The sequence below is a fragment of the Endozoicomonas montiporae CL-33 genome, assembly GCF_001583435.1.
GTDB lineage: Bacteria > Pseudomonadota > Gammaproteobacteria > Pseudomonadales > Endozoicomonadaceae > Endozoicomonas_A > Endozoicomonas_A montiporae.
The window spans coordinates 569,375-580,767 of the sequence record NZ_CP013251.1 but is presented as its reverse complement, the minus strand read 5'-3'; the positions used below and the strand labels follow the sequence as shown (position 1 = coordinate 580,767).

The following is an 11,393-nucleotide window of genomic DNA, read 5'->3' as shown; positions in this document are numbered from 1 at the left end:
ACTGGACATAGTGCCTGACATAGTGGCTGACATAGTGGCCGGGTGTTTTTTCGTGATTGATTGTATGAACATAGGTTTAGTGTAACCCGAAGCCATGCCGTCACGATAGAAATTGAAGATTTAATAACCTGAATGGCAGCCCTGAAGCAGGCAGAAAGGATAAAACAGAGTAGTAGGCACTACTGATCGCCAGATAAAGGCAGGATCAGCAGTGCCGTTTGGGAAAGCTTATGCCTGAAGCAATTGTTCAGCAAAAGGGTAATCGATATAACCTTTCTCATCACCGCCATAGAAGGTTGAATGAGCTTCATAATCGACAGGGGTTAAATCAATGTCATGTTGAATCCGGTAAAAGAAATCCGGATTCGTAATAAATGGCTGACCGAATGCCACCAGATCCGCATAGCCTTTTGCCAGAATAGCCTGACCGCTGTCTTTGGTGTATTTCCCCGCCACCATAATCGGATTCGGGTAGACGTTGCGAACAGCTTTTCTGAACGAATCCGGCACTTCCTGATAGTTGGAAATATTCTCGGAAAAGTGCAAATACGCCAGATTCAGTGGCGCCAGAGCTTCAATCGCTTTCAGCGTCAATTCAACGATTTCAGGATCAGCCTCCTGATACCCTTCCGTCACAAAGGGTGACAAGCGAATGGCCACTTTATCGCCACCAATGGCGTCCACCAACGCTTTAACCACTTCCAGCATAAAGCGCATGCGGTTTTCCTGGCTGCCACCGTACTGGTCAGTTCGGTGATTACTCTGAATACGCATAAACTGATCAATAAGATAACCATGGGCACCGTGTATTTCAACACCATCAAACCCGGCTTCAATCGAATTTTTGGCAGCCTGTACAAAGTCGTTAATGGTTGACTGAATATCGTCTTCGGTCATTGCCCGTGGCATCTCGGTTTCAATCATTCCAAAGCCACCTTCCGGAAGGGGGCCGAATACCTGATCAGGTTCCTTTATTGCAGAGGCAGACACGGGTGCTTCACCAGCGATGGAAGAATGAGAGCGACGACCGACATGCCAGAGCTGTATAAAGATTTTTCCACCTTTTTGATGCACAGCATCCGTCGTTAATTTCCAGCCTTTGATCTGCGCTTCGGTATAAATACCCGGTGTCATGGAGTAACCACGACCTACAGAAGAAACAGGCGCTCCTTCTGAGATAATCAATCCCGCAGAAGCCCGCTGCTGATAATACGTCGCCATCATGGCGTTAGGCACATCACCGGGCTGATCGGTTCTGGAACGTGTCATGGGTGCCATGGCAACCCGGTTATCCAGAGCAAAATTGCCATGTTTCAGAGCGTCAAACAGTGTGGCTTTTGCGGAAGTGCAAGAGGTAAGACTTACGTCGTCTGAAACAGTTTCATGACCCAACTTCTGCTCATAAAAGGGATAATCCGTCAGCCCTGCTTCTCCGCCACCAAACAATGTTTCGGGATTATGTGTCGCCCACTCCCAACCATTCTTGATACGTGCAGGCAGGTCAGGGTTGGCAACAAACGGACGACCAAAACCAACCATGTCAGCCCAACCGTCCCGGATAGCTGCTGATGCTTTTTCAGGGGAATATTTGCCAGCGTAAATCATCACTCCATTAAATGCCTTACGCAGTGCCTGTTTGAAATTAACCGACATCAGTGGTGCATCATCCCAGTCTGCCTCAGCAATATGCAGATAAGCAATGCCATGCTTATTCATCAATTCGGCCGCAGCGGTATAAGTTTCTTGCGGGTTGGCATCGACAGTGCCGTTGAGAGTGGTCAGAGGCGCAAAACGAATCCCAACCTTATCTGCGCCAATTGCTTCCACCATTGCACCAACCACCTCGTTCAGAAAGCGCAGACGGTTTTGCAGATTGCCGCCGTATTCATCAGTACGGGCATTAGATTCAGAATCAATGAACTGATTCACCAGATAACCGTTGGCGCCATGCAGTTCAATACCATCAAACCCCGCCTCCACGGCGTTCAGCGCCGCCTGACGATACTGTTCAACGACCTGTTTAATATCGTCCTTTGTCATGGCTCTTGGCGTCACTACATCCACAAAGCCCGGTTCATCGGTCCCGTTATCGATAAAGACTTTAACGTTTTCGGCTTTAATGGCTGAAGCCGAGACCGGCTGCTGACCACCAATATTATCCGGATGTGTCACTCGCCCTACGTGCCAGAGCTGGGCAAAGATAACACCGCCTTTGTCGTGTACTGCACGGGTCACTCTTTGCCAGCCTGCTATTTGCTCCTGACTGTAAATGCCGGGTGTCCAGGCATAACCCTGACCCAGTTCAGAAATCTGGGTTCCCTCAGCCACAATCAAACCGGCAGAAGCCCGCTGTGCGTAATATCGGGCCATCATCTCGTTAGCCACGTTACCCGGCTGGGTAGCCCGGGAACGAGTCATTGGTGGCAGAACAATGCGGTTTTGCAGTGAGTGTTTTCCTAAGGCAATGGAAGAAAACAAAGGTGCTGGCATGATGTACAACTCCGTCAATCAAACGAGTGCTGCAGTCTAAAGTGGGCGCCTGTTGTAAAAAACAGCAAAATAAACAAATAATTTTTGCTTAAAAAGCAAAAATGGCTTTTTCCAAAGGCTCTATGTTCAATCAGATGTGACCGGGCGCACTAAAATCGAAGAAGCAGGAAAGGTTTAATGGAGAGTTTCAGGGAGAAGAAAAACGAGAAGTGTCGAATATATTGCACTGTCCGCCAGATAAGGCAGACAGTGCAGCTCACATCTGAATATTAGCCGAATGGCTGATTCAGGATGATAGTCTCTACACGGTCAGGGCCGGTAGAAACGATGTCGATTGGCGTACCAACGACTTCTTCCAGACGCTTGATGTAAGCACGGGCATTTTCTGGCAGAACGTCCAGACTCTTGGCACCGAAGGTGGACTCGGACCAACCCGGTACTTCTTCATAAACCGGCTCCAGCGCTTCGTACTCGTCCGCATCAACCGGAGTGGTGATGGACTCGCCTTCAGCATTCTTGTAACCCGTACAGATCTTGATGGTTTCCAGACCGTCCAGAACGTCCAGCTTGGTCAGACACAGACCGGATACAGAGTTAATCTGTACGGACTGACGCAGAGCCACAGCGTCGAACCAACCGCAACGACGTGGACGACCGGTGGTCGCACCAAACTCGTTACCCTGCTTGGCCAGGTGTGCACCCACCTCGTCGAACAGTTCGGTCGGGAAAGGTCCGGAACCTACACGGGTGGTGTAAGCCTTGGTGATACCCAGTACGTAATCCAGGTACAGAGGACCAAAGCCGCTACCGGTGGAAACGCCACCAGCAGTGGTGTTAGAAGACGTTACAAACGGGTAGGTACCGTGGTCGATGTCCAGCAGAGAACCCTGAGCACCTTCGAACAGAATGTTGTCGCCGTTGCCGTGGTGACCGTGGATGCGGTCAACAACGCGGTCGATCATTGGAGCAATTTCCTTGCCCATAGCCAGTGCTTCGTCCAGAACACTCTGGTAATCAACCGGATCAGCCTTGTAGTAGTGCTGCAATGCGAAGTTGTGGTATTCCATCACTTCTTTCAGCTTCTGGGCAAAACGCTCAGGGTGCAGCAGGTCGGCAACACGCAGACCACGACGGGCTACTTTATCTTCGTAGGCCGGACCAATACCACGACCGGTGGTACCGATTTTCGCTTTACCACGTGCGGCTTCACGAGCCTGATCCAGAGCAACGTGATAAGGCAGAATCAGAGGGCAGGAAGGGCTGATCTTCATACGCTCGCGTACAGGTACACCGCCTTCTTCCAGCATGTGGATTTCTTTCAGCAGAGCTTCAGGGGACAGCACAACACCATTACCGATGTAGCACACAACGCCCTCGCGCAGGATTCCGGATGGAATCAGGTGCAGAACGGTTTTTTCGCCATCAATCACCAGGGTGTGGCCAGCATTATGTCCACCCTGAAAGCGTACTACCGCTTCAGCCTGCTCGGTGAGCAGATCCACGATTTTACCTTTGCCTTCATCACCCCACTGGGTGCCCAGTACGACAACAGTCTTACCCATGATACGGTCTCTTTAATTCATAACAAAGCAATCACACCGGTCGCACGACAAGTGTTGACTGCATACAGCAATTAGTGACTGCGGTCTGCTATAAAGCCTCGACCTGCCAGTCTCCGTCACGGTACGCCAGCTGCTGGTTGCAGCCCGAGCTTACCGCGTCTGTCTTTTGCCCCGGTAATTCAATGATTACCCGCAGGCCTTGCTGGCGCAGTGTCCGCACAATCGCAGAATCCACATCAGCCGGTGCAAAAATAACGGTTCGTGCTTCAACATCGCACGGTTTAAAATCCAGCAGCGCTTTCAGGTCTGTACTGAAACCGGTCGCCGGACGGGCACGGCCAAACGCCCTGCCCACGCCATCGTAACGACCGCCCTTGGCAATCGCCTGTCCATGCCCGGAAACATAAGCAGCAAATACCACCCCGTTGTGGTAGTTGTAACCACGCAATTCACCCAGATCCAGGTACAGATTGACCTTCGGATACTGTCGGGTAATAGCTTGTGCAATATTTTCCAGCGCATCCAGTGCGGCAAACACTTCCAGAGGTGCATTTACCAGAACATCTCTGGCTTTTGCGATGACATCCACTTTGCCTGAAAGGCTAGCTAAAGCCTTGAACATTGACACAATATCAAGTCCAAGATGATCAGCATCAACATGCCAGCCAGCCAACAGTTCCTCGACTTCACAGGTCGCCTTGCGTTGCAATGCATCAAACAGAAGCTGTTCCTGATCCCTATCCAACCCGGCACTGGCCACCAGTGCGCGATATATCTGCACATGACCAAGATCCAGATTGGGGGAGTCTATGCCTACAACGCTGAGCGTTTCCAGCATCAGTGAAATCACTTCGATATCACTTTCAGGTCCTGCATGACCGTAAAGCTCTGCGCCTAACTGAATGGGCGAGCGGGATGCTCCCAACGAGGCGGGCTGTGCGTGAAACACACTGCCTTCATAGCAGAGTCTCACCGGGCCTTCGTCCGTCAGATTATGCGCATCTATGCGAGCTACCGCAGGCGTGGTATCAGCCCGAAGCCCCATAGTACGACCGGTCATCAGGTCTGTCACCTTGAAAATCTGCAACTCGAGGTCATGACCAACACCAGCAGTCAGGGATTCAAGAAACTCCAGATGCGGAGGAATGACGAGGTCGTAACCCCAACAATCAAACAAATCCAGCATTTCCCGGCGCAGAGCTTCTGCCCTGCGTGCGCGGGGTGGCAAAATTTCTTCAATCCCATCCGGCAACAGCCAGCGATCGGCGACGGTCATAACAGCCTCTCTTGTTAGCTTATTTCAGGCAGTGTTCGTAAATAATCGGTTTTGAGTCACAAATTATTTAAGGACAATGTCTAAAAGCGGAACAGACTATTTCGAACTAAAGCATTACTCTCCATTCACCTAATCACGGGCGCTTCTTCGTATAACGAAGGTTACTCTCAGCCTCGCTTTGCTGGCTGTTTAAATAACGATATTCAGCATAATGACACCGACTATCATGCTGACCAGCCCCGCTATTCGCAGCTGACGATCATCAATCTCAGAGAGCTTTGCCACCAGATTGCGCCAGCGCTGAGGGTAGAGGAAAGGAAGTATGCCCTCCAGCACCAGCATCAGGCTGATTGCAACCAGTAATTGCTTGCCAAATTCCACGTATAAACCTCATACACGAAAAAACCGGGCGGAACCCGGTTTGCGCTATCTTACCACCGGCAGCGGAAGGTTTCACTGCCGGTGGTCGATAAATTATCGGTTAAATGCCACTTTCATCAGCAGAATGTCCTTCTGCAATCAAAAAGTGGCAAGACCAACCTTATTTGCCTGATTTATTGTTCAGGTAGTTAAAGAAGTCACTGTCAGGCTCCAGCAACATGATGTCGCCAGTGCTGTTAAAGGACTTACGATAAGCTTCAAGGCTTCGGGTAAAGGCGTAGAACTCAGGGTCCTGACGGAACGCCTTGGCGTAGATTTCCGCCGCTTTCGCATCACCATCACCACGAATCATTTCCGCATCACGGTAAGCGTTCGCCATGATAACCCGCTGTTCACGGTCGGCATTCGCGCGAATACCTTCCGCCATTTCCAGACCTTTGGAGCGATACTCCTGAGCTTCTTTGTCACGCTCGGATGACATACGCTCATAAACCGAGTCACTTACCTGAGGTGGCAGGTCGATTTTCTTGACCCGAACATCAATAACCGTCACACCCAGTTCATCACGAGCCACCGAATTCAGCTCATTGGTAATCTCGTTCATCAGACGGTCACGCTGGCCGGACACTACTTCGTTCAGAGTCAAAGCACCAAATTTGTTCCGCATACGGGATTCCGCACGCTGGGACAGCAGGGTATTAGCCCGGAACAAATCACCGGCAGTCGCACGATAGAAACGACTTACGTCGTCAATACGCCACTTGATGTACGAGTCTACGATAACGGCTTTCTGCTCCAGAGTCAGGAAACGCTCGGATGGCACTTCCAGATTCTGCAACCGGGCATCAAATACCCGGACATTATCAACAAACGGTATTTTGATGTGCAGGCCAGGTTGAATATCGTCTTTAACCAGCTGACCAAAACGCAGCTGAACGGCACGCTCACGCTCGCTGATCACAAACAGACTGCTCCAGGCAACGATCAGAGCCACCAGACCTATCAACAGAGCACTAAAACCCTTCTGACTCATCGTGTAGTCCTCCCGGTGCTGCTTCGCGCACTACTCACTCGCCTGTTTAACTCCTCGGTCACCTGATTAGCGATGTTCGATAAATCCTGTTGTGAAAGACCCGATGAACCATCGGTGCTTTGACCCGCCTGTCTGGGCTGATTCAGACGATCCAGTGGCAGGTACATCATGTTGTTACCACCTTCAACATCCACCAGTACTTTGCTGGTTGTACCAAGAACACTTTCCATGGTTTCCAGATACAGACGTTCACGGGTTACATTGGGCTCACGACGGTATTCGCTTAACAGCTTCAGGAAACGATCCGCCTCACCTTCGGCCCTGGCCACCAGTTCGTCACGGTAAGCATTGGCTTCTTCAAGTTCACGCTGAGCCTGACCACGTGCTTCCGGAACCACCTTGTTGGCATAAGCGTCTGCACGGTTTTTCGCGCGTTGCTCATCCTCACGGGCACGGATTACATCGTCAAAAGCAGCCTGAACTTCTTTAGGCGGCTGGGCGCTCTCGATGTTAACTTTGTTAACCTTCAAACCTGTGCCGTAAGCGTCCTGATAGTCCTGCAATCGCTTGCGAACTTCCACACCCATGGTTTCACGGCCTTCGGTCAGCACCTGGTACATCTCGGAGCTACCTACTACGTGACGTAACGCACTTTGGGAAGCCTCTTCCAGACTGATCAGGGGTTTGGCTACATTAAGCACATAAGACTTAACATCACCAATGTTGTACTGAACCGACATGGACACTTCAACAATGTTTTCATCTTCTGTCAGCATCTGCTGACGCAGATTGTAGGTACGCAGCTCAGTGACTTTTTCCTGATACTTGGTTTCAAAAGGCGGGAAGTAAATATGCAGACCCGGCTCAACAGTCTGATGAAATTGACCAAAGCGCAAAATAACAGCACGCTCTTTCTCGTCAACGGTATAGACAGCGTTCCAGATATAGGCCACGGCGGCCAGAATCAGAACACCGACAAACATCCCTGAAGAAGAACCCGAAGAAGCAGAGTTACCCCCTCCGGAGTTGCCTCCACTTTTGCCGCCACTTTTGCCACCACCAAAAAGGGAGTTCAATTTATCCTGAAGCTTTCGTAATGCATCGTCCAAATCAGGTGGTCCCTGATTTTTCCCTTTGTTACCACCACCCCAAGGATCCTGGTTGTTTCCACCCGGCTCGTTCCAGGCCATATATGTCTCCGTAGAGTCAGTATCTAATCGGCTGCAACGTCTGTTGAAACCACCCTGTTATGTGAGAAACCAGTCTGCCAGACCATTTGAACAAGCGACCAGCATCCATTTTTCACAAATCAAAGAACGGTCATTCAGCGTGCAATAAGTTATAAGGTTGGAGCTATCCACCCTGAGTTCGACTACCTGCATCATCACGGATAGCAACACCTGTGAGAAAAAGTAGCTTCTCTTTGCCCATGGCTGTTTATCGTTCTGAGCCAGATTGTAGAATTTGTGTGGCAAAAAGCGCAAGCCGAATCGGTATTGTCCACTACTCAGATCAAGATATTGATCCCAATTTACACAATCTGAACACTTAACGTTCTACAAGACAGCTCTTTTGCAATCCTTCCTGTTTGGAAATCCTGTCGAAATCATGTCGCGGTAAACGAATGTCCAACAGCAGTTCCCCCGTCTCGGCATACTCTTCTGATTGAATCGCACCCAGCTGATAAAGTCGAGACCTGACTTTGCCCTGAGCGGGTTCTAAACGAAGTGTTCCCTGCACCAGATCCTCACCCAGCAGTTCGGCTACCGCCTGAAGCACCAGTTCCAGACCTTCGCCCTGCATGGCTGAAACCCACACCCTGACCGGCTTACCCTGATCATCACGCTGGATTTTCGGCTCTACGTTTTCCAACAGATCAATCTTGTTGTAAACCTGAAGCCTTGGTACTTCGTCGGCCTTAATCTCTTCCAGAACGTCATGCACTTGTTTGATATTATCAAGCCTTTCAGGGTCATGTGCGTCAATAACGTGTAAAAGCAGGTCTGCCTGAGCGGTTTCTTCCAACGTTGCCCTGAAAGCTTCTACCAGCTTATGCGGCAGATGACGGATAAAACCTACCGTATCCGCCAACACGGATTCACCCACATCGGGCAGATCAAGACGACGCAGGGTTGGGTCCAGCGTGGCAAACAGCTGATCCTGAGCATACACGTCGGATTCGGTGAGCGCGTTGAACAGTGTGGACTTACCGGCATTGGTATAACCCACCAGAGAAACCAGCGGTACTTCGGCGCGTTTGCGGTATCGGCGTCCCTGGTCACGTTGTTTGCGAACTTTATCCAGCCGCTTGGTAATACTTTTAATTCGAACCCGCAGTAAACGGCGGTCCGTTTCCAGCTGGGTTTCACCCGGTCCCCGCAGACCAATACCGCCTTTCTGACGCTCAAGGTGAGTCCAGCCACGTACCAGACGGGTACTCAGATGTTGCAGCTGAGCCAGTTCGACCTGCAGTTTACCTTCAAAGGTGCGCGCCCGCTGGGCAAAGATGTCCAGAATCAGGCCGGTGCGGTCAACGACCTTGCACTCGAATTCTTTTTCAAGGTTACGTTCCTGACTGGGTGAGAGTGCGTGGTTGAACAGCACCACGTCGGCTTCGTGCAGCTTCACCAGCTGCTGGATTTCTTCTACTTTTCCCTGCCCGATAAAATAACGTGGCGAAGGTTTATTACTGCTGACCGTGACAAAATCAATTTCGCTAATTCCGGCAGAACGGGCCAGCTCCCTGAATTCGTGAGGGTCTTCGCGCTCCTTGTCATCGGTCATATCCAGATGGACAAGAATTGCATTTTCACCACCTTCATGGCGTTCAAAAAACAATGAAATACTCCTGAGAGAGGGTTAATCCAGTGTGCATAGTAATATCAATGATGGCTTTCAACCACCTGGGATACCCAGCTGGCATTTTTTCCCGGATACAGAAACACCAAAAGGCGCACTAGGCGCCTTTTGGTGTAGGAAGCAGCTTGTACCTCAAACTCGTTCATCCCCCCTGAAAAAACCAGAGGGACAAAAAAGCTGATGCCTGAGGTCAATTATTCCTGCTCGTGCTCTGGCATATCAGAACCTTGCATTGGCAGGCGAACCGGACGGCTCGGCACTACTGTAGAAACAGCGTGCTTATAAACCATCTGGCTTACAGTGTTCTTCAGAAGGATCACGAACTGATCGAAAGACTCGATCTGCCCCTGGAGCTTGATACCATTTACCAGGTAAATGGAAACCGGCACGCGCTCTTTACGCAGCACATTAAGGTAAGGGTCTTGTAGAGAATGCCCTTTTGACATTTCTGTACTCCTTATTAATTCTCGGATTTTGAATAGCCTTGTTTCACTTTTAGGTGAGCCATTCGCTTGACCGGCAGTGGCAGTAACTAATTGTTCAATCTGTGTACAGCCAAGAAAAATGCTGAGCAACAGTAAGCGATGCCCCACTCTGCCTTCAATAGGTAATACTAGCTACTCAAACCGGACCTGCAGAAAGTATTGCAGGTTCTTACGTGCCAATCCGTCACAAACGGTTCATTCTGTAACCAATTGCGCCAACAGTGCGAACAAGGAATTAAACAATTATCTAATATATTCGGGCACTTTTCAGCACTTTCAAGGCATCATCCAACAAAGAGGGAGATAAACTGTCGAGCCAGTCAATATCCGACCAGCCACGCAGCCATGTCAGCTGTCTTTTGGCTAATTGCCGGGTAGCAATAATGCCCCGCTCGATCATTTCATCAAAGCCCGTTTCGCCTTCAATATAACTCCACATCTGACGATACCCAACCGCACGAATGGCTGGCAGAGACGGATCAAGATCGCCCCGTGCGTATAATCCACGAACCTCTGCTTCAAACTCACTTTCAATCATCTGTTCAAAACGCATCTTTATGCGCTCATGCAACACTGAACGCTCTTTTGGAGCAATAGCGAGATTGGTCAGCCGATAAGGCAACTGCTGATTTTTCTGCTCCTGATGCCAAACCGACAAAGGCTTACCAGTGGTTTCAAACACCTCTAGTGCGCGTTGAATACGCTGAGCATCACGAGGCTTGAGTCGCTCTGCCGTTTCGGGATCAACACTCTCCAGACGTTTGTGCAGTTCTGGCCAGCCAGATTCTTCAGCTTCACGCAAAATACGTTCACGTACCTGAGGATCAGCAGAAGGCAGTTCCGCAATACCGTCACGCAGTATTTTGAAATACAGCATGGTTCCCCCCACCAGAAGCGGGATTTTCCCACGAGCCGTGATCTCGGCCATTTCACGCAGGGCATCTTCACGAAACATTGCTGCCGAGTAGGGTTCAGACGGGTCTTTGATATCAATCAGGCGGTGCGGGGCTCGTGCCAGTTCTTCCGCTGTAGGCTTCGCCGTACCAATATTCATTCCTTTGTAAACCAGTGCAGAATCCACACTGATCAACTCACAGGGAAGTACCTCGGATAAGCGTATCGCCAGATCCGTTTTGCCGGACGCCGTGGGCCCCATCAGGCAAATCACCGGGGGCAGTTCAGTCGGGTTTAAAGTATCGGTCGCCATGAGTTTGTTAAGCCCGGATGCAAAGGTACCAGAGTTTAACCGAAAGCCGATCTTAACGGCAGTTGTGGCTTTGACCGATAGCAGCCCCGGAGGTTCCCGG

At 50.3% G+C, this 11,393-nt stretch carries 9 protein-coding genes; all 9 read right to left on the bottom strand.

What is annotated here, in order from left to right:
* Positions 1-228 precede the first annotated feature (228 nt).
* The gene (locus EZMO1_RS27510; RefSeq protein WP_236632091.1) at positions 229-2,490 is read right to left on the bottom strand and encodes an alkene reductase; all 2,262 of its coding nucleotides are present in this window, start codon (positions 2,488-2,490) and stop codon (positions 229-231) included.
* 269 nt (positions 2,491-2,759) lie between these two features.
* Complete coding sequence (locus tag EZMO1_RS02545; protein WP_034879333.1) at positions 2,760-4,052, bottom strand: adenylosuccinate synthase; 1,293 nt, start codon at positions 4,050-4,052, stop codon at positions 2,760-2,762.
* A gap of 88 nt (positions 4,053-4,140) precedes the next feature.
* Positions 4,141-5,328, bottom strand: a complete 1,188-nt coding sequence (locus EZMO1_RS02540; RefSeq protein ID WP_034879334.1) for an ATP phosphoribosyltransferase regulatory subunit — start codon at positions 5,326-5,328, stop codon at positions 4,141-4,143.
* Positions 5,329-5,517: 189 nt separating this feature from the next.
* A complete protein-coding gene (locus tag EZMO1_RS02535; RefSeq protein ID WP_034879335.1) occupies positions 5,518-5,709 on the bottom strand; it encodes a DUF2065 domain-containing protein in 192 nt (63 codons plus the stop codon).
* 160 nt (positions 5,710-5,869) lie between these two features.
* Positions 5,870-6,742, bottom strand: a complete 873-nt coding sequence (gene hflC, locus EZMO1_RS02530) for a protease modulator HflC (RefSeq protein WP_034879336.1) — start codon at positions 6,740-6,742, stop codon at positions 5,870-5,872.
* Positions 6,739-7,932 carry an FtsH protease activity modulator HflK gene (gene hflK / locus EZMO1_RS02525; protein WP_034879337.1) on the bottom strand — a complete coding sequence of 398 codons (1,194 nt, stop codon included), beginning with the start codon at positions 7,930-7,932 and terminating at the stop codon, positions 6,739-6,741. The genes hflC and hflK overlap by 4 nt, the downstream gene beginning before the upstream one ends.
* 358 nt (positions 7,933-8,290) lie before the next feature.
* Complete coding sequence (gene hflX / locus EZMO1_RS02520; protein WP_034879338.1) at positions 8,291-9,580, bottom strand: ribosome rescue GTPase HflX; 1,290 nt, start codon at positions 9,578-9,580, stop codon at positions 8,291-8,293.
* A gap of 215 nt (positions 9,581-9,795) precedes the next feature.
* A complete protein-coding gene (gene hfq / locus EZMO1_RS02515) occupies positions 9,796-10,047 on the bottom strand; it encodes an RNA chaperone Hfq (protein ID WP_034879339.1) in 252 nt (83 codons plus the stop codon).
* Positions 10,048-10,333: 286 nt separating this feature from the next.
* The gene (gene miaA / locus EZMO1_RS02510) at positions 10,334-11,293 is read right to left on the bottom strand and encodes a tRNA (adenosine(37)-N6)-dimethylallyltransferase MiaA (RefSeq protein WP_034879340.1); all 960 of its coding nucleotides are present in this window, start codon (positions 11,291-11,293) and stop codon (positions 10,334-10,336) included.
* Positions 11,294-11,393: the final 100 nt, after the last annotated feature.

Coding starts and splice junctions, on each gene's coding strand:
- EZMO1_RS27510 (WP_236632091.1), bottom strand. CDS start 2,490: ATGCCAGCACCTTTGTTTTCTTCCATTGCCTTAGGAAAACACTCACTG.
- EZMO1_RS02545 (WP_034879333.1), bottom strand. CDS start 4,052: ATGGGTAAGACTGTTGTCGTACTGGGCACCCAGTGGGGTGATGAAGGC.
- EZMO1_RS02540 (WP_034879334.1), bottom strand. CDS start 5,328: ATGACCGTCGCCGATCGCTGGCTGTTGCCGGATGGGATTGAAGAAATT.
- hflC (WP_034879336.1), bottom strand. CDS start 6,742: ATGAGTCAGAAGGGTTTTAGTGCTCTGTTGATAGGTCTGGTGGCTCTG.
- hflK (WP_034879337.1), bottom strand. CDS start 7,932: ATGGCCTGGAACGAGCCGGGTGGAAACAACCAGGATCCTTGGGGTGGT.
- hfq (WP_034879339.1), bottom strand. CDS start 10,047: ATGTCAAAAGGGCATTCTCTACAAGACCCTTACCTTAATGTGCTGCGT.
- miaA (WP_034879340.1), bottom strand. CDS start 11,293: ATGGCGACCGATACTTTAAACCCGACTGAACTGCCCCCGGTGATTTGC.